Origin of the sequence: Hydrogenophaga sp. (assembly GCF_050250835.1) — a bacterium.
Lineage (GTDB): Bacteria > Pseudomonadota > Gammaproteobacteria > Burkholderiales > Burkholderiaceae_C > Hydrogenophaga.
On record NZ_JBFWNX010000013.1, the window covers coordinates 53,878 to 71,503 of the forward strand.

The 17,626-nt window shown below is 62.9% G+C and carries 22 protein-coding genes; 7 read left to right on the plus strand and 15 right to left on the minus strand.

Translation table 11 applies throughout. The features are described 5' to 3' along the window. Positions 1-382: 382 nt before the first annotated feature. Positions 383-1,393: an HTH-type transcriptional regulator ArgP gene (locus tag AB7F11_RS15930; protein ID WP_428300792.1), complete on the plus strand. Its 1,011-nt coding sequence runs from the start codon at positions 383-385 to the stop codon at positions 1,391-1,393. Here AB7F11_RS15930 and AB7F11_RS15935 read toward each other — a convergent pair. Then, positions 1,316-2,611 (minus strand): hypothetical protein, encoded by a 1,296-nt coding sequence (locus AB7F11_RS15935; protein WP_428290237.1) that lies wholly within the window; start codon positions 2,609-2,611, stop codon positions 1,316-1,318. The genes AB7F11_RS15930 and AB7F11_RS15935 overlap by 78 nt on opposite strands. Continuing rightward, positions 2,587-3,426 carry a fatty acid desaturase gene (locus AB7F11_RS15940; RefSeq protein WP_428290236.1) on the minus strand — a complete coding sequence of 280 codons (840 nt, stop codon included), beginning with the start codon at positions 3,424-3,426 and terminating at the stop codon, positions 2,587-2,589. The genes AB7F11_RS15935 and AB7F11_RS15940 overlap by 25 nt, the downstream gene beginning before the upstream one ends. A gap of 404 nt (positions 3,427-3,830) precedes the next feature. Between AB7F11_RS15940 and AB7F11_RS15945 the strand changes: the two genes are divergently transcribed. From AB7F11_RS15945 to AB7F11_RS15955, 3 genes are all read left to right on the plus strand, one after another. Then, the gene (locus AB7F11_RS15945; RefSeq protein WP_428290235.1) at positions 3,831-4,244 is read left to right on the plus strand and encodes an ACT domain-containing protein; all 414 of its coding nucleotides are present in this window, start codon (positions 3,831-3,833) and stop codon (positions 4,242-4,244) included. Positions 4,245-4,480: 236 nt separating this feature from the next. Beyond that, a complete protein-coding gene (locus AB7F11_RS15950) occupies positions 4,481-4,921 on the plus strand; it encodes a hypothetical protein (RefSeq protein WP_428290234.1) in 441 nt (146 codons plus the stop codon). Then, complete coding sequence (locus AB7F11_RS15955) at positions 4,896-5,678, plus strand: autoinducer binding domain-containing protein (protein ID WP_428290233.1); 783 nt, start codon at positions 4,896-4,898, stop codon at positions 5,676-5,678. The genes AB7F11_RS15950 and AB7F11_RS15955 overlap by 26 nt, the downstream gene beginning before the upstream one ends. Before the next feature lie 227 nt (positions 5,679-5,905). On the opposite strand, the gene AB7F11_RS15960 is transcribed toward AB7F11_RS15955, so the two are convergent. Next, positions 5,906-6,046: a hypothetical protein gene (locus AB7F11_RS15960; RefSeq protein WP_428290232.1), complete on the minus strand. Its 141-nt coding sequence runs from the start codon at positions 6,044-6,046 to the stop codon at positions 5,906-5,908. Here AB7F11_RS15960 and AB7F11_RS15965 point away from each other — a divergent pair. The 3 genes from AB7F11_RS15965 to AB7F11_RS15975 all read left to right on the plus strand — a co-directional run bounded on the left by AB7F11_RS15965 (position 6,045) and on the right by AB7F11_RS15975 (position 8,100). Then, the gene (locus AB7F11_RS15965) at positions 6,045-6,188 is read left to right on the plus strand and encodes a hypothetical protein (RefSeq protein ID WP_428290231.1); all 144 of its coding nucleotides are present in this window, start codon (positions 6,045-6,047) and stop codon (positions 6,186-6,188) included. The two genes, AB7F11_RS15960 and AB7F11_RS15965, sit on opposite strands and share 2 nt — an antisense overlap. Before the next feature lie 15 nt (positions 6,189-6,203). Next, the gene (locus tag AB7F11_RS15970; protein ID WP_428290230.1) at positions 6,204-7,382 is read left to right on the plus strand and encodes a molybdate transporter family protein; all 1,179 of its coding nucleotides are present in this window, start codon (positions 6,204-6,206) and stop codon (positions 7,380-7,382) included. A 211-nt stretch (positions 7,383-7,593) separates the two neighbouring features. After that, positions 7,594-8,100: a Spy/CpxP family protein refolding chaperone gene (locus AB7F11_RS15975; protein ID WP_428290229.1), complete on the plus strand. Its 507-nt coding sequence runs from the start codon at positions 7,594-7,596 to the stop codon at positions 8,098-8,100. A gap of 99 nt (positions 8,101-8,199) precedes the next feature. Here the strand turns inward: AB7F11_RS15975 and AB7F11_RS15980 are convergent, their stop codons facing one another. The 12 genes from AB7F11_RS15980 to AB7F11_RS16035 all read right to left on the minus strand — a co-directional run bounded on the left by AB7F11_RS15980 (position 8,200) and on the right by AB7F11_RS16035 (position 17,624). Further along, positions 8,200-9,084 carry a DUF3667 domain-containing protein gene (locus tag AB7F11_RS15980; RefSeq protein WP_428290228.1) on the minus strand — a complete coding sequence of 295 codons (885 nt, stop codon included), beginning with the start codon at positions 9,082-9,084 and terminating at the stop codon, positions 8,200-8,202. A gap of 43 nt (positions 9,085-9,127) precedes the next feature. Then, positions 9,128-9,670 (minus strand): metal-dependent hydrolase, encoded by a 543-nt coding sequence (locus tag AB7F11_RS15985; protein ID WP_428290227.1) that lies wholly within the window; start codon positions 9,668-9,670, stop codon positions 9,128-9,130. A gap of 1 nt (position 9,671) precedes the next feature. Next, positions 9,672-10,952 (minus strand): hypothetical protein, encoded by a 1,281-nt coding sequence (locus tag AB7F11_RS15990; RefSeq protein ID WP_428290226.1) that lies wholly within the window; start codon positions 10,950-10,952, stop codon positions 9,672-9,674. Further along, positions 10,949-11,674: an outer membrane lipoprotein-sorting protein gene (locus tag AB7F11_RS15995; protein WP_428290225.1), complete on the minus strand. Its 726-nt coding sequence runs from the start codon at positions 11,672-11,674 to the stop codon at positions 10,949-10,951. The genes AB7F11_RS15990 and AB7F11_RS15995 overlap by 4 nt, the downstream gene beginning before the upstream one ends. 19 nt (positions 11,675-11,693) lie before the next feature. Next, positions 11,694-12,989: an ABC transporter permease gene (locus AB7F11_RS16000; RefSeq protein WP_428290224.1), complete on the minus strand. Its 1,296-nt coding sequence runs from the start codon at positions 12,987-12,989 to the stop codon at positions 11,694-11,696. Then, positions 12,982-13,686 (minus strand): ABC transporter ATP-binding protein, encoded by a 705-nt coding sequence (locus tag AB7F11_RS16005; RefSeq protein WP_428290223.1) that lies wholly within the window; start codon positions 13,684-13,686, stop codon positions 12,982-12,984. Before AB7F11_RS16005 ends, AB7F11_RS16000 begins: the two co-directional genes overlap by 8 nt. A gap of 22 nt (positions 13,687-13,708) precedes the next feature. Then, the gene (locus tag AB7F11_RS16010; RefSeq protein WP_428290222.1) at positions 13,709-14,482 is read right to left on the minus strand and encodes an ABC transporter permease; all 774 of its coding nucleotides are present in this window, start codon (positions 14,480-14,482) and stop codon (positions 13,709-13,711) included. Further along, positions 14,469-15,419, minus strand: coding sequence for an ABC transporter ATP-binding protein (locus tag AB7F11_RS16015; protein ID WP_428290221.1), 951 nt, complete (start codon positions 15,417-15,419; stop codon positions 14,469-14,471). The genes AB7F11_RS16010 and AB7F11_RS16015 overlap by 14 nt, the downstream gene beginning before the upstream one ends. 16 nt (positions 15,420-15,435) lie before the next feature. Then, positions 15,436-16,308, minus strand: a complete 873-nt coding sequence (locus AB7F11_RS16020; protein ID WP_428290220.1) for an MBL fold metallo-hydrolase — start codon at positions 16,306-16,308, stop codon at positions 15,436-15,438. A gap of 133 nt (positions 16,309-16,441) precedes the next feature. Further along, entirely contained in the window at positions 16,442-16,723 is a 282-nt protein-coding gene (locus AB7F11_RS16025; RefSeq protein WP_428290219.1) for a hypothetical protein, read from the minus strand. After that, positions 16,720-17,481, minus strand: coding sequence for an acetolactate decarboxylase (locus tag AB7F11_RS16030; RefSeq protein WP_428290218.1), 762 nt, complete (start codon positions 17,479-17,481; stop codon positions 16,720-16,722). The genes AB7F11_RS16025 and AB7F11_RS16030 overlap by 4 nt, the downstream gene beginning before the upstream one ends. Then, positions 17,478-17,624: a hypothetical protein gene (locus AB7F11_RS16035; RefSeq protein ID WP_428290217.1), complete on the minus strand. Its 147-nt coding sequence runs from the start codon at positions 17,622-17,624 to the stop codon at positions 17,478-17,480. The genes AB7F11_RS16030 and AB7F11_RS16035 overlap by 4 nt, the downstream gene beginning before the upstream one ends. Positions 17,625-17,626: the final 2 nt, after the last annotated feature.

The window sequence follows — 17,626 nt, forward strand, 5'->3', positions numbered from 1 at the left end:
CAGGGGTACCGTGGAATAAATGGAAGGGGCCCGCCAGAGTGAAACGGCGGCGGGAAGGCCGCCGTTTATGCCGCGAAAGACCCTTGCGCCCGCGCTGGCGGCGCTAGGGTCCGCACAACAGGCGTTCGATGAAGGCGGACCAGGGCATGCACCACTTCCAGCCATCGAGTGAACGGCACAACGTTCACAGGGCTGAACAGCCACGACCCCACTCAACGTGGCTGCGCCCTGCCAATTCTCCAGAAAGTTCACCATCCAGGAAATCACTGGTAACCAATGAAATGCGCTCGATACACGCACGGTATGGACAGGTTTGACGGCCGCCGCCGTAAATGGTCGGTGTCGGAAAAACACCGTTGCCGACCATTCGGGAGGACGTCACATGCTGGACCGCGATCAGTTGGAAACGTTCGCCACGGTGATTGAGCAGCAGAGCTTTGAACGCGCGGCCGCTGTGCTGAGCATCACGCGGGGCGCGGTGTCGCAACGCATCAAGGCACTGGAAGAATCCCTGTCCACGGTGCTGGTGGTGAGAGAGCGGCCGATTTCACCCACCCAGGCCGGCGAAACTGTCCTCCGGTATGTGAAAGCATTGCGCATTCTGGAGGGATCTGTTCTACAGGCGCTGGCCCCCACACCCAAGCCTCACGCACCCGTTCCCATTGCGATCGCGGTCAACGCGGACTCGTTGGCCACCTGGTTCCCGGAAGTCCTCAGGGAGCTGTTGTTGAGCCCTCTCATCGCGCTCGAAGTGATTGCCGATGACCAGGACCACACCTCCGCCCTGCTGGCGCGTGGCGATGTCATTGGCTGCATCTCTACGGGTTCGAAACCGGCCGAAGGTTTTTCGGCCGAATTGCTCGGTGCGATGGAATACCGCTGCTACGCCACCCCTACATTCGCGAACACGTTATTTCCGGATGGCCTCACGGTTCCCTCCGTGCTGGCAGCGCCTGCCGTGCTGTTCAACCGCAAAGACTCCCTGCACGACGACTTCCTCAAGCGCTGGTTTGGTTTCGCCATCGAGCGGTACGCCAAGCACTATTTGCCGTCTCCCGTGGCGTTGCTGGAGGGTGTTGCGATGGGTGCTGGCTACGGCCTGGTCCCCAGCTCGCAAGCCGCGCCCCTCGTGGACGCGGGCCAGTTGCTGGACCTGTGCCCGGACGAACGGGTGATGGTGGACCTGTATTGGCACCACTGGGACCTTGAGCCGCCGCTGGCCCGCGACATCAGTGCACTGATTGTGCGAGTGGCTCGTATGAATCTGGACGCTTCTGCTGGCCCCGAAACGCAGGCAGTGAGTACACCGATCAACTCATCTGTTCAAGGACTCAATCACGTTGCGGCTGCGCCGCCTGGCGATCATGTGCAGGCACAGAGCCACAACGATTGAAGCCGTACACCCCGCCACCAGCGACACAAGATCGGCCTGTTCCCCCATCCATCCCCACCATCCCGCCAGATACACGCCGATAGACACCGCGAAACCTGTCCCCATGATCGAGCGGGCGTGAGATGGTTGGACGACCACTCCGATCAACAGCGCCACAAAACAGACGCCGACGCTGGCCAGGTACACGGTGTTGACCGACACCATGGTGTCCACGATGCCCTGCTCTCTCGACGCCAATCCTGCGCCGATGGCCAGTGCAAGGATGGCCAACCCCGGGTGACTGGCTGAATGGCTGCCCGGCACAGCGCAGGCCAGCGCGGCCGACATGGCCCGTAGGATCGCCGCGCCTGAGCCCAATGCGGCAACCGAAAGCGCGACGAGCATGAGCTGCTCAATGCCTGGGGCGATAGACCCGGCCACGTTCCCGAGGACCCAAGGTACCACCTGCTTGCCTTCAGCCAATTCACCCAGCGAATGGGTGGCCTGCATGGCCACCACCACCGCCGACGGCAAAAAGCCGATCACGAAGAGCAGCAGGCCGGCCAAGACGCAGCCCGAAACGGCTGCCTTGGGCCGCCGCGCGGCGAGCACGAACTGTTGGTAGTCGGCGCCCGTGCAGACCAGTAGCGAGACCGCCAGCGAAATGGACAGCAACCGAGACCCGCTGAAAGTTGGCAGGTCGTGCAAAAAGGTTGGCACAGACTGCAGATAGATGCCGATCCCGCCAGAAACGACCAGGGCGTAGACCAAGACCAGGCCGCTGGCGAGAAGGCACAACGCAAAGACCGTGGAGGCAAGGCGCAACTGCATGCGGGATGCACCATAGATCAGCGCCAGAACGGTGCCATGACCGAAAGGGTCGGCGGCGCCCAGCAATCGCGCCACCGCCACGCCCCCGTGAATTTGCGCGGCCAGCACGCCGGCCATCCAGATCAGCGACAGCAGCGCCACCGCCGCTTGCAGTTGCGCACCGTAGGCACGCCCGAAAAGGTCCCACACCGGCAAGCCCGATGCCCACAGGCGCTGCGCAAAGACGGCCAACACCAGCATGCCGAATCCGGTGGCCACACCGTAGATGCTGCCCGCCATGCCGTGCGTGAGGGCCAGTTCGCCAGAGCCGAACAGAAAACCAATGCCGTAGCTGGCCGACACCAGAAGTGCCGCAACCTGCAAGCTGCCCAGGTTCCGTTCCATCAATGAAACGCCCGGCGCTGCCATGCCTGGACGACGGCATCGGTCCCCGAGAAGTACGCGGTGCATGCGTGAGCACGTTCTTGAAGAACTGGCAGCTGGCTCAACAGCGCATGCGCAGCTGGCAATCGGTAGTACGGAACCGCAGGTAACAGGTGATGGGTGAGGTGGTATCCGTTGTTGCGCGGATGGATGATCCGTCGCCAGGGGCCATGGTTCACCATGTCGCGCGTGAAAGTGAAGACGCCACCGGGCGCCAGTCCGAAGTGATCACACATCTCTCGAAACACGGTGATCAGGTGGAACACCGTGGCCCGCGACAACAGCCAAAGCCACACAAAGCTCTGGGTAAAGCCGGAACCCAGGGCAGCCCACATGAAGCCCAGAAGAGTCATCCACCAGCAGACGATGTACAGCTTGCTCCGCGTGCTCACCTGGTGTGCAAACAGGTGTCCGCCGAAGGATCCGATCCACGCGGACCAGTTGAAGACATTTCGCAGATAGCTGGCGAGCCAATGCCTGGGTGGGTTTTGGGGAATGACCAGAAAGTCGGGGTCGCACTGGGCCACGCCGAGCGCTATGTGGTGTTTGAAGTGCGACTCACGGTAGCTGCGCAGGCTGGCAAACAGCAGCGGCGCCACCAAGGTGCCTGAAACCGCGTCATTTCGCCGTCGTTCTCGCCATAGATTGCGATGGCCCGCATCGTGCAGGATGTTCCCCAGGGCTCGTTGCCGGTTGGCGATCACCACGATGGCCAGAGGCACCACCAAGGCATTCATCCACACAACGGCACCGACGGCCACAAACACGATGACCCAATCGAGTGCGATGTCGAGCAACACGCGCGTGGGGGTCAGTCGAAGCAAGACCAAGTGGGGATCGCCTCGGGCACGCAACTGCGATCTGAGCTCGGCCATATCTGCGAGGACCTCTGAAGTTGGTGCCATGGTGGACACTCCTTCCTCACTGTGGTTCGCTGCCGTCGGCCCCCAGCAGCGAATGGTGGAAAGCCTGCGTTGAACAGGTTCCGGGCCGCGTCAAACGGTAGCAGGAGATCCCGTCGGCGCCCGGTGGTTTAGCAACTTTGCACATCGGTTAGTTGCGCTAAACGGGCCTTCGAACCCAGGGCGTTGAAAAGGTCTCAATCCCGTCCGAATTTGGATGAGCGATCACCCCATTGGGCATGCACCGTCCCATAATGATTTCCCACTTGCCCAGCCCTACAGCCTGCCGAGGAGAACATCGAATGAGCGGCGAATGCGATCAACATCGACTGCAACAACAGATGGCGCCCCTGCTGCAGCCAGAGACGTTCGTCTACTGCACCTTCGCGGACTTTCAGCTTCCCGCTGGCCTGCAGCCCATCTGCACATTCCGTGAGGCCGAAGGCCTCACCGCCATCGTGGAGCGGTCGCTGGCGGAACGTGCCCGGTTGCCCTACGTGTTCGAAGCCCGGCTCATCACACTGACGGTGCACTCCTCCCTGGAAGCCATTGGTTTCCTCGCGACCATTGCGACCAGCCTGGCCAAGGCAGGTATCTCCTGCAACGCGGTCGCGGCCTACCACCATGATCATCTGTTCATCCCGGTAGCACGTGCTGCGGATGCGATGGATGTGCTCAACGCCCTCAGCTTGAGCAGCGCACAGACCGTCTCCTGATCACCGGGCCACGACCTGTCCCGGTTCGTTTAGCTCCCCTGAACAACCTGCAGATTTGGGCAGCAAAGCCCAAAAGTCTTTGACACGGCTGAGTGCTGCTGCCTACCCTTCAACCATGGGCCACATCCTTCGATGGGCCTGGTCGAACAGCCTTGAAGGGCGCTCGCCTCTTGCGAGCCTGAGCAAGCCGCCGCACCGAGCGGTCCACCGGTCTGAACGGACCCGCTGGAGCACGGATGAGCACACGACACACCCCGCATGAAGCATCGCCGCCGTTGGCTGGTGGCGTGCCACCCACGGTGAGCAGGCGGCGCCTGGATCGCATCGATGAACCCGCGCGCCCACTTGGCGCCAAGCGTGCGGCGCTGCAGCTGCGCCGAAAGCGATCTGTGTTCACGGGTGCTCGCGGCAAGGTGCAGGCCCTGCGCGCTTCTGACGTGACTTTGACCTCCCAGGACGAGCGGGTGGCCTTCACGCTGCGGCCCACAGCGTTGGGCCTACTGGTTGAGCGCACCCAACGGCAACCTATGGGCACGCGCCTGGTTCAGGTCATGGTGTTCGCTGACCATGAGATCTTTGATCGCTGGTGTGAAGTGGAACCTTTGCGATTCGGAGACGCATTGCTCTACAGCCAGCTGCGTCGCGAAGGCCATGCCGCGCTTGCCCGAACCCAGTGAGTCACACGCCCTGGGCGCATCTACGGGCGCGCAGGACCATGGGGCCCGTCTGTTTGAAATCCTTGCCTGCATTGGTGACGCCGACACCACCGAGTCTGCGCTGGGCCTGTTCAGGGAAGCCGTGACCGCCCTGGGCGCAGATGCCGGCGTCTTCATGAGCCATCTTCGGGACGATGCCACCCGCACATCACTCCGTTCACTGTGGGCTTGCGATCCCGTCTGGGCTGCCGAATACGCGAGCCACAACTGGTTTGAGCACGACCCGTGGCTGCGTCACGCCACCCACGACGCAGAACCCATTCGATCGAATGCATTGAAGCTGACGTCGGCCAAAGAGGAGGCATTTGTCGCTGCTGCAGCCATTTACGGATTCAGGTCTGCGGTTATCGCACCGGCCCCAAGCCACATCGGCCTGTCCCGGGTGGGTGTGCTGTGCATCGGCTCTCATCAACCGGAACGCTTCGAGGGTGAGGCATATACCAGAGCACGCGTGTGGGTGCGGGCATTGGCGATGGAACTTCACCGCTGGCTACTGCAGAGCGTGCGACAAGAACTGTTGCTCAGGTCACGCATCACCGAGGCAGAAATAGAGCTGCTTCGGCACGAGGAAGCGGGTCACAGCAGCAAGGTGATCGGAGCCGCGCTGAACGTTGAGGGCAAAACCATAGATTGCCGCTTTCAGCGCTTGAACGCGAAGCTGGACGCTCCCGACCGGCGAACCGCGCTTCGCATTGCAAGGCTCTACGGCCTCCTGTAGCCCAAACGGGACTCAAGCCAGCCCGGGCTGTGTGACATTCCTACCACCCCTACCTGGCTCCGCCATCACCCTCAGAAACTGCGTGGAAAACCGCTGCATGAAGTCCATCGACTACGCCGCGGGCGCATCCAGCCTGGCGTCGTACCGCTCCTCCCTCAGGATCACCACCGTGCGCTTCTTGTCCTGCGGTTTGTGGACGTCCTAGAACAGCGCTTGTCCATCCGCGTTCACGGTGAGCTCAGCATTTCTTCGCGCGTGGCCTTACGGTTGCGGGTCCACAAACCCGCGATGCCCATGGGCTGATCGTCCTTGGAGTCTGCGCGGCAGAAACGTAACGTGTTCGAGAAGGCTTGGTAGGTTGCGGTCATGCCCGCAAGTTACCAACCCTACGAACCGCAACAGCAACGACTGCTACCCGACGCACTGCAAGCCCAGCCCGAGGGGCACCCGGCGTACTTCGTCAGCGACCTGGAAGGCATATCGCTCAATGAAACCACACGACGTCGTTGACGGAAAATCGCCTGAATGAAAACCGCCTCCCAGCCCAGAGAAGCCCAGTCTTCACCCCACGAACTCTCGCGCGCCACCTGGCACGGTGACCTTGGCGGCGCGTTTGGTGACCTGGGCACACTGCTGCCTTTTCTGGTGGGTTTCATCGTGGTGGCCGGCGTGCACCCCACGTCCATCCTGCTGGCGTTTGGGCTGACCATGATCGTCGTCGGCTGGCGCTTCGACATTCCCTTCCCGGTGCAACCAATGAAAGCCGTGGGCGCGGCGGCCCTCGCAAGTTCCGTAGTGAACGGGCAGAACATGCCGGCAGTACTCGCGCTGGCTGCGCTGATCACCGGCGTGTTCTGGTTGATCGCCGCCTTGAGCGGCCTGGCGCGCTGGCTGGCCCGCCACGTTTCGCGCGACGTGATCCACGGCGTGGTGCTCGGTCTGGGTATCGCACTCATCGTGGCCGGGCTGCGGCGCATTGAGGGCGACGCGGTGCTGGGCGCAGCTTCAGTGGTGCTGGCGCTGGTGTTGCTCGGCCGTGGTGGGTGGCTCACCATGCCGGTGCTCATGGCCATCGGGTGGTTGGTGAGCGGCTTGCGCCAGCCCGAGCTGGTGCAAGCACTCGCCAGCGCGCCGTGGACGCTACACCTACCCGAGCCTCAGTGGTCAGCGTTCAACCAACCAGGCATCTGGCTCGCCGCCATCGGCCTGGCCGCCGCACAGATACCGCTGACCTTTGGCAACGCCATCCTCGGCATCGTGGCCGAAACACGCCGTCTGTTTCCCGCCGTACCGCTGGATGAGAACCGTACCGCACGGGCCACCGGCCTCACGAACTTGCTGGCCGGTGCCCTGGGAGCGCCTCCCATGTGCTTTGGCGCCGGAGGCATGGCCGCGCAAGTGGCCTGCGGCGCGCGCACCGGCCGCGCGCCCATCTTTCTGGGTAGCCTGCTGCTGCTCGCCGGCCTGTTCGCCAGCGGTCAGCTCACCGCCTTGCTGAGCCTGCTGCCTGCCGGCACCCTGGGCGCAATGCTCTTCGTGGCGGGCTTCTCGCTCACCATCGGAACGGCCGGCAGCGCCCGCGACAAGGAAGCCAGAGCCGTGCTGCTTACTACTGCAGCGGTGTCAGTGTGGAACGCAGGGGTGGGTGTGTTGGTGGGCGTTGCGTTGGAAGCGGGCTTGAAGGCGAGGTGGATGCGGATCTGAGTCTGCGTGAGATGACCTCGACCAGAAAACTGAGCAAGCTCGAATAGGGTCGCCCATGGAGACCGGGTCAGCGGGCTTCTTTGCAAAGCTGCGATACAAAACAAGCTTGCCCGGAGACACCTGCTTTACTTGCTGAGACTCCAATAACACAGTGGTCGAAAAGATCACTGGCCTGCGAACTTCGCCGGTCAAACATTGATTGGAGTTCCACATGCAAAGCAGTACCAAGTTATTTGTTCTCACTGTCGCTACAGCCGCTGTCGCAGCTACCTCTGTGGTGTATGCCTTCCAGGGCCCTGTCATGGGGACGGGTTTTGGCCCGATGGGCCACGGTCCAGGATCATCTGGCCCTGGTGCTCGCTTTGCTCATCCCGAGATGTCGTCCTACGCGGACCAACGCATCGGTGACCTGAAGAATGAACTGAAGATTACGGCCGCACAGGAGTCGGCCTGGACGGCTTTCGCCAGCAAGGCCAAGGAACAGGCACAGACGATGCAGGCCCGTCGCGCAAAAATGCAGGAATCAGCGGGTCCGACTCCTGATCGCATGGCACAACGCGCCGAGTTCATGAAGCAGCGCATGGTCTCCATGGAGTCGATGAATGCGGCCATGAAGGACCTGTACGCCGTTCTAACGCCGGAGCAGAAGGCCTTGGCCGATCAGCGTTTCGGCGGCGCAGGCACCCCACGCATGCCTTTCGGACCACGCGGCGGCTGAGCAAATCATGCCGGTGCTGTCACTCTAGAAGAGAAACAGCACCAGTCTCGGCCACCTCCTTGAAGCGCGCGATCAGGTCATTGACCCCTGGGTACCCACCTACAGCGCCAACAGTGCCAGAACCAGCAGCAGATTCGCAACGAAGAAGATCGCGAAGTACAGCGTCAGAACGATCGCACCACGCCCAATCGACGCTACCCAGCTCCCGCTGTACACGCGCTTCAAGGCGATCACGAAGTAGCTGATCACCCAGAGTGACAAGGCATTGGCCAGGAGCGCCGGTAGGGCCGACCCAACCAGCAGCATCGACAACAGGAAGGCTTGTCCGTGTAGCCCGAAAACCAGGTGATCCGCAAAAGGACGCCGTTGTCGACGGTAGAACACGCCGAGAATCAGCGCAAAGAACGGCACCAGGAAAAGTACGAAGTACGACACGTACGGAGCACGCCTCGCGCGCAGGAACGCAAAGCGCTCCTGTGGCGACAGCGCCGCGAACCGCCGCACGCCGGGCAGATTCACGTTGTCTTGAACGATGCGAACCGGTGACAGCTGAATTTCAGCGCCCTGACTCGCTTGGTCGGCGGGGCGTGCGCTGTGCAAGACGTGGACGCCTCGCTCACCATAAAGCCGAAGGTCCAGGTTCAGTCCGAACACCTGCACGGCGCCGAACACGATGACACTGACCATGAGGTAAAGCTGGAACGGTCTCAAATAGCGCGCACGCCGCCCGGCCAGATATTCGGTCGTCAATGCACCGGGTTGCCAGAAGAGCTTGACGATGGTCTGCCGAAGTTGGCCTTCGCGCGTCACGTAGCGGGCGATGCGGCCCCGCAGGAACCCGCCGATATTCCGCGGTGCGGGTGCCGTTTCCTGTCCGCAGGCCGGGCAGAAGTTTCCGTTTGCCACCTCGCCACAGTTCAAGCAATGCTGGACCCGAGGTGGCACGTCTGAACCTCCAACCGGTGTGACGGGTTGCTCTGGCATGCGGCCCACCTCCATCCCGACGTTCACCGAGCCAGGTGGCATATCAGTTCCCAGGCGGCCTGCGTCGGGTCGTGAGGAGCGCAACGTATACGGCCAGAATAAGAACGTAGTTGACGATCAAGGCCCAGCGCGCATTCCATGCGATGCCGTCCACGGCATGGTTGCTGAACGGGTAGAACACGGCGACAGGGTAATAGTCGCGCGAGTGCGTCAACACGTCGATCACGATGTGGGACCACCAGCCCAGCAACACGATCCGAAAAGCGCCGAGCGGTATCCAAAGAACCGCCGTTGCTGCGGCTGCGATGACGGCGCTGTGCATGGTGTGATACAGGAGGCGACCCAGATCGTGTACCCCGACGGGCATGACCGGTTCGGCTCCTGGCGTCGCCAGCAGCAGGTCTCGCACGAAGGTCCATGGCGCATCGCTTCCGAGTACCCATGTCAACATGGGCACGAGATGCGGGACATCCGGCAGGACAGCCAGTGCAACGAAGCCGGTCGAGGCCAAGGGGGATATCTCACGGGCTCGGCCCAACGCCATGGCACCGGCGCCCGCCCAGAGTGCATGCGCCAGTGTGTCCATCTCAGAAGAACATGCGAGCGCGCAGCTCAATGCGCGAACCCACTGCCCGTTCCCCGTATTCGGAGCCGGCGTCACCCCGATTCAGCGCCATGCGCGCCCGCAACTCCACATTCTTGAACCCTGTGTAAAGCAGCTCCGGTGTCAGAGACCAACTGCGGTCATGGGTGTTCATGATCAGGGACACCGACGGCGTGAAGTCCAGGATGTCGAAGGGTTCTTTCTGGCTCACCCGCAGATAGGCATAGCGTTGCGCCGCATTGGGTCGGCTGTAGCCCTGCGCCGCAGCCCGGCTGACCAGTGAACTCAGCGCCGGGCTGGATGCAGATGCCCGCACGAGATCGTAGAAATCCCCGAGTTCATCGCTGGTGTAGCCACCGCCGTTGCGATAGAGCTCGAAGATGATCGTGGTATCACGCTCGGTCAGGTAGCGTGCACCGATCAGGGCGCTGCTGTGGTCGCGCATCTCCGTCTGGAGCACGTTGCCAGCCGTCAGCGTTGCTCGGGTCGCATCGGCGATGCTTGCCCACTCCCCATGAATTTCCAGGTTGCTACCGACATTGCGCGAAAAATCGATGCCCAGGCGCGGTCCGCGGCTGCCACGGGCGCTCCAGATCACGTCCACGTCGGTGTCGTATACCAAGCCATAGAGCTTGAGCGCAGCGTTGGCGTGATCTGCGCTGGCAGCACCACCGCCGAAGTCCGTGTTCAGGCTCGAAGAAGTGGGCACCACCGCAGCGGTCAGTGCCAGGGTCTGGAGCGGCCCCTCGAAGCTGCGCACCCAGGTCCCCGTGGCCATCACGAAACCTTCCCTGGCCAATTCGGGATCGGTGGGATCTTTGGGCCGCTCCAGAAACGCGACAGGGTTCCATGCATAGCCTTTCCCCCACCGCAAAGCCCGCTTGCCTGCCTCGATGTTGAGCCGTTCGTTAAGCTGCCAACCACCATAGGCCTCGTACATGCGACTGTCGATGTCCGTTCCTTTCGGGTCGTCCACCCAGCTCGCGTGGCCGGTGAAGTTGAAGCTGAGCGACTGGTGACGAAGGACGCCGGAAACTTCCGCCGCGAGACCCAGTCGGCTGGCCGAGCGCCGGGTCTCGCCAGGGTACTGCAGCAGGTAGCCTGCGGACCCGGGGCTGAGCCGCTGAACCTCGGGTCTGGCCTCGACAAAACCGGTCCATTCAAAGGCCTTCTTGTCATAGGCCGACGGGTCGAAGCTTTCGTCGGCACGGGCACCGGCGGTCGCCGCCAGTGCCAGCAAGGCGATGGTGGCCAGACGGCTCATCGCAGTTCCTTGAGCCGTGGCATGTATTCCAGCGTGAAGGCCTCGTCAGGCACCTTGCGCGCCTTGATCGTGCCGTAGAGCATCAGCGACTTGTAGCCCTTGTGAAGCGGGCTCTCGGTTTCCAGCGTCGCTGGACGCTTGATGCCGCCGCCGAAGTCCTTGATGTCCTTGTAGGTCAGGGTCTTGATCAACAGTCCGCTGGCGGCGTAGCACTCGATGGAGACCGGCAGCGTCGTCTTCTTGTCCACCTTCATCGTCAGCCGGTCGTAGGCCACGTCGCCGGTCCGAGCCTTGAGCGACAGCGTGTAGGTCGCGGACTCTTCGGCCACCTTTTCGACCGTGTACTCGGTGGAGAACTCCAGTGCCAGGATGTCGGCGTTGTTGAAGATGCCTCCCGTCACCGACTGGAGGCTGGTGATGCGCACCGGCTTGCCCACATTGGGGATGTAGAGCCACATGTTTTCGCCCAGGCGCAGCGTGGCGCGGTCGCGTTCGCTGGCTGGATCAAGGAAAAGCGCCGCGATTTTGTCTTTGCCCTTCTTCACCGAATACAGCACGAACTCCTTGCGCGTGCCGTCCGGTTCGATGTTGACGAGCTTGCGGACCATCTCGTAGGTCTCGGGCTCCATCTTGCGATCCAGTTGCTGCAACAACGCCGTGCCGTCCACGGCAAACGCGGGAAAGGCCAGCAGCACCCAGGCCAGGGACATGAGTTTCTTCATCGTGTTCTCCATCGTGCGCTCAGACATGGCGCAATGCGTTGATCGGATCGAGGCGCGAAGCCTTCCAGGCGGGCTGCAGGCTGGCCAGCACGGCCACGCCCATCACCAGCAGCGCAACCGTGAGCACCTGCCCCATGCCGATGGTGGGCGCCATCACCAGATCGGTTTGTTGACCAAACGCGAAATGGGGTTGCCAGAGGTTGATGGCGTAGATGGCTGCCAGGCTCAACAGCGTGCCCAGCACGGTGCCGATCAAGCCCAGCAGCAAACCCTCGGCCAGGAACAACGACAGGATGCGCGACGGTCTCGTGCCGATGGCGGCGATGGTGCCGATCTCGCGGATGCGCTCGTACACCGCCATCACCATCACGTTCATCACGCTGACCAGCACGATGGACACCAGCACCACCTTGATGAACACCGTCATCAGATCAATCATGCGGGCCAGACTGGAAAAGGGCGACAGGTCGGCCCAGGTGTGAACCTCCAACTGCGGTTTGCCACTGCCCGGTCCGGCTTCTTCCCCTGCACCGCCCGCTTCTGGTGCGGGTGTCTTGCCCGACGTGCTGCCCAGGGCGGACTTGAGCGACGCCGTCACCCGGTCGAGCTGTACGGGATCCCTGAGCCGGATGGCGATTTCACTGACCTCGGCGTCCTTCATGCGAAGCAGCTCGCGCGCATCGTCGATGTGCATGTAGCCATCGCGGCCGCCTGGACCCGAGATGGCCTCGGTGACACTGCGGATGACGAAGGTCTTGCCGTTGACCGATCCATCGCGGTTCGTGGCCACGATGACGGCCGTGTCACCCACTTTGACCTTCATGCCGCGCGCCAGCAGCAGCGGGATGACGATCTGGCCCTTCTCGACCAGAGCGCCGCCCTTCGGCCCCTCGGCCATGCGGCCTGGCAACAAAGGTGCCGTCGCAGCCTCGCGCTCCGGGTCGACGCCGTTGATGCGGATGCTGGTGGTTTCGGTGAAGTTGCTGAACATGCCGCCGAACTTGACGCGCGGCGACCAGGTCTCAACGGCCTTGTCTTGCTGCAGTGCCTCTTCGACCTTGGCCACAGCCGCCGGTTTCATGTTCAGGTTCAGCGGCAGCGTGTCGATGGACGCCACGTAACCCTTGCGGTGCACTTCCAGGTGGCCGAGCACCGAGTCGGTGATCTGTCCGACCATCATGGACTTGAACGAACCCGTGATGGCGATGAAAAGCAGCACCGCCACCATGCCGATGATGATCAGCAAGAGGGTGAGCATGGTGCGCCGGCGGTAGCGCGAGAGGTTGCGGCCCGCGATCTTGAGCACATCAAACATGGGTGGCCTCCTGATGGTTTGTGCTGGAGAGCACGCGGCCGTCTTCCAGCGTGTAGGTGGTCTCGGCCTCGGCCATGATCTTGGGATCGTGGGTCGAGAAGATGAAGGTGGTGCCGAACTCGTCTCGCATCTGTTTCATCAGGTCGATGATCCGGTGGGCCGTATCGTGGTCCAGGTTGGCCGTCGGTTCGTCGGCCAGCACCATCTTGGCGTTGCTGACTAGCGCCCGAGCCACCGCGACCCGCTGCTTCTGGCCGCCCGACATCTGGTCGGGACGTTTGTTGGCCTGGGACTCCATGCCCACGGCCTTTAGCAGGCGCATGACCTGTTCCCGGCGTTTTTCGGCCGACCACTGCTGCACCATGATCAGCGGGTACTCGATGTTCTCGTAGGCGGTGAGCACCGGCACGAGGTTGAAGTCCTGGAAGATGAAGCCGATGTTGTGGCCACGGAAGTCGGCCGCAGCGCGCCGGTCCAGGCTGGCGATGTCGGTGCCGAGCACACTCAGCTTGCCCCCTGTGGGGTGGTCGAGGCAGCCGATCATGTTCAGCAGGGTGCTCTTGCCGCTGCCCGAAGGGCCCACAAAAGCAACGAAGGATGCAGGCTCGATGACGAAGTTGGCGCCCTTGATGGCGGGTACTTCGACATCGCCTGCGCGGTAGGTCTTGGTCAGACCCTGTGCGATGACGAGACTCATGGGAACTCCTGGGTAAATCGGATCAGGCCAGACGGTTGCGCGTCCGGAGGTGGAAGACATGAGCTGCAACAACAAAGGTGATGCTGATGCCAATCAGTGCGAGCACATCGGTGATCACACCAAAATAGGACGTGCTTCCAAAACCTACACGGATGAGGTCCGCGCAATACGACAGCGGCGACAGGGGCGACAACCACTGACCCCACTGCGGCATTTGCGCATGCGGCACGAAAACGCCACTGACAAAGATCAAGGGAAGCCGAACCAGGTTGGAGAGCATCATCACTTGCGAGGGTGTGTCGGTGGCTGGCGCAGCCATCAGCACACCCAGAGATGAAAAGGCGATAGCCCCCAACAGCCAGCCGGCCACAAGCGGCAGCGCCGCGCTGACCTGTGCCGTGGTCAGCACCAGCGCAGCGCCCAGCGGCAACAGCGCCAGTGCGGCACCGAAGGCCGCACCGGCGCCGATGTCGCCAGCGAGGATCGCCGACAGCGAGGCCGGTGACGTGATCAATCGCTCGAAGGTGCGCGCCTGGCGCTCCCAGGGCGTGACCAGTGGCCCCACGGCAGAAGCGGTGAAAAACAACGCCATGGCAGCGATTCCCGGCACCATCACTTCAACCGGTGCGCTGTGCCCCGCCGCGAAAGAGAGGTAGAAAAACAGCGGGAAAATAATGCCAAAGGTGACCACCGGCCCTTTCAGGTAGTAGACGCGTGCGTTCTTCTTGGCAATCACCCAGGCACAGCGCAGCTGCCTGAGGAATTCGCTCATACCGCCGAACTCAGGGTTGCCCATGGGCGTCTCCGGTGATCGAGACGAACACTTCTTCCAGTGTGGGTGTCAGTGTGTTCAGACTGGCCAGCTTCAAACCCAGCTCGGTGCTGCGTGTCGCGATGTGCTGAGCCAATGGTCCGGGTTCCGCATTGAAGACACGCCAGCCATCGACCATCGACTCGACCTCCATGCCGTGCTGCGGCAACAATTCTTCCGGCGCAGCCACACGACCGGCAAACTTCACGGCCACCGAGCGCCGGGACTCGACCCGCCCGCGCAGCGCCACCGGCGTATCGATGGCCGCAAGGCGGCCCCGGTCAATGATGGCCACCCGGTGACACAACTGGTCAGCCTCTTCCATGTTGTGCGTGGTGATGAAGACGGTCATGCCCATGTCGCGGTTCAGCCGGGCGATGACCTCCCGGATCATGTGCGTGCTGGCCACATCGAGTCCCGAGGTCGGTTCATCCAGGAACAGCGTCTGCGGTGCGCTGACCAGCGCCATGCATAACATCAGCCGCTGACGCAGGCCCTTGGAAAGTTCACGACCCTTCTGCCCTGCCCGGGCGCTCAGGTCGAAGGTCTGCAGGAGTTCATCGCAGCGCCGCTCGCGCTCAGCTCGGGCAACGCCATGCAACTCGGCCATCAGCAGCACGTTCTGCCGCACCGTCAGGTCGGCATAGACGTTGGCTTCCTCGGGCACGACGCCGATGTGACGGCGTGCGGCGCTGGGGTACCGACTCACATCGATGCCGGCCACCCACGCATGGCCATCGGTCGGAGGCAGAAAGCCCGTGAGCATCCGTGCCGTGGTGCTTTTGCCTGCGCCGTTGGGGCCCAGGAAGCCGAAGATTTCGCCCCGCTGGACGGTGAACGAAACCTGGTCCACCGCCACGCGCTCGCCGAATCGGCGCGTCAGGCGATCGGCCACCAAGGCTGGCTGCTGGGCGTTGTTCACGGCTGGCCTCTGTTCTTCATTTGCGCGTCTTGAGCACTTCGTCGGCCATGCGGATGGCGTTCTCGCTGCGAAAGCGGGCGTCGTCGTAGTTGCGCAGGTAGGCAAACTTCGATTGATCCAGTTTCTCGGCCACCTCGACCGGATCGAATGCTCCGGCATCAAACAACTGCCTTGCGCCGTCGCGCAGCATCAACAGGTAGCCCAGGCTGTCGGCCAGTGCCTTGTCTGCCGGGCCCGGGTGCCCATGGCCGGGAACTACGGTGACAGGCCGCAGTTCGTCACGCAGGCGCTCCAGCGCGGCAATCCACTTCAGGCCCAATCCCGGCTGCAGTCCCAGCAATCGCTCAGAGAACAAGGCGTCTCCCGCAAAGACGATGCGTTGCTGTGGCAACCAGACCAGAAGATCAGCGGGTGTGTGCGCACCGCCGGTGTACAGGAGCTCGACGCTCAGCCCGCGCACGGGCAGAGTCCAACGCTGCGCGAAGGTGGTGTCCGGGTACGCCACTTCTGTGCCTTCGAAGGCGGCGCCGACGAAGCGGCGCGCCATCTCAACCTGCTGGAAAGTGCGTGCCTTCATATCCGCCAGTCCTGCCTCGGCGGCGACGATGGTGCATCCATGGACACGGCGGAAATGGTCATTGCCCAACCAGCGGTGATCCTGGCCCCCCGTGTTGACGGCCCACCGGATGGGCTTGTCCGTCACGGCGCGAATCGCAGCCTCGATGGCTTGCGCCCCTGCGCGAGAGCCGCCCGTGTCAATCACCACCACGCCGTCGTCGCCGACGATGAAGCTGCAGGTCATGTTGTTGCCCAGATTGGCCGGCGAGCGCTGGCCCAGGTCGCCCACCAAGGCATAGACGCGATCCGCGACCTTGATCGTTTCGAACACGCTTGGCGCTGTGGCGAAGGCTGCGGGTGAAAGCACAGATGTGGCTAAGACGGAGCACGGCCAAACGAGGATTTCACGTCGGCGCATCGCCGAGAAGGATGTTTGCATAGCGGGCCTTTGAATAGGAAATGGTTCAACGAACACGAAACGACGCATGGCAAGCCATGCACTGGCGCATCAGCGCACCTGTCTGGGTCGCGAGCATGTCCATGTCGTCGCTCTCGGCGCGCACCGCCAGGTCTTCCAGTTGCAGGTGTGTGGGTTCACCCAGTGCCTGAAACGAAGGGGGCAGCTTGTCCTGTGGGGTCAGGCGCAGGTTCTGGCGGGTATCGGGTTCGGCCGCCCATGCACCGGTTGGATGGCACAGTGCCATGCCCAGCGCCAGTGCCACATCGGTGATGGTGCGCTTCCTCATGGTTTGGGCAACCACAAAACCGCGCCCTCGGCCACCGCATACGCGTCCACATGGCCGGAGACGCTGGCCTTGTCGTCGGCGTAGTGCACATGGAAGCGCTCGCCAGGGTGCGAGACCACGCCTTCGAGCGCTTGGCCACTGAAGATGCCGACGAGCTGACCCAGCGCGCCTGGGTTGTGGAAGACCTTCATGCCAGTCTGCTGGTTGGCGTGGACTCCATGACCACCGGCGTGCGCGGCGTGCCCACCACTGGCTGCTGGCTGTTCGCCAGTGACCACGTGCCAGCGCATTGTCGGAAACTGTCCACTGACCCGAAAAGCAAAGGGTTGCTCCAGTGACAAGCCTCTGGCCCGCGCCTGTTCCTGCACGAAGGCCTCGAACGCGGGCTGCTCCATGTCGCGCGGCAGCGGCACCTCGGCCCACTGCGCCACGCGGGCGCTGGCCCACAGCAGCGCCTCCTCGCCCGCTTCGGGTGGGCGCACGGCACCTTGGGCATCGCTCCCGGGGCTGACCAGCAGCCGGCCGTCGAGCTGGATCATCTCGCCCCTGAGGCCGGCGATTGCGCCCACGCCCCAGGTGCCACCCGCCTGCGGCAGACTGGCCACGGCGGCCACCCCTGCGGTGTCGCCGCTGTGGCTCATGCGCTTGAAGTTGCCGACGTGGAAGAAATCAAAGTGCCCTGACGCGGCCAGGGCCAGGCCCGAGGCGGCAAGGCCAAGGGCCATCAGGGTCTTGCGGGTACGGGTGAGGAGCCTCATTCGCGCTCCAGCTCCAGATAAGTGCGGCTGGCGTTGCCGGGGTACGCGACGGGCTCGAACTTGACTTCGACCGCGTGAGTGAGCGAGGCAAGGCTCAAGCAGTACAGAGCCAGTAAGCGGTGATGTAAAGAAAGCAGCTTCATGT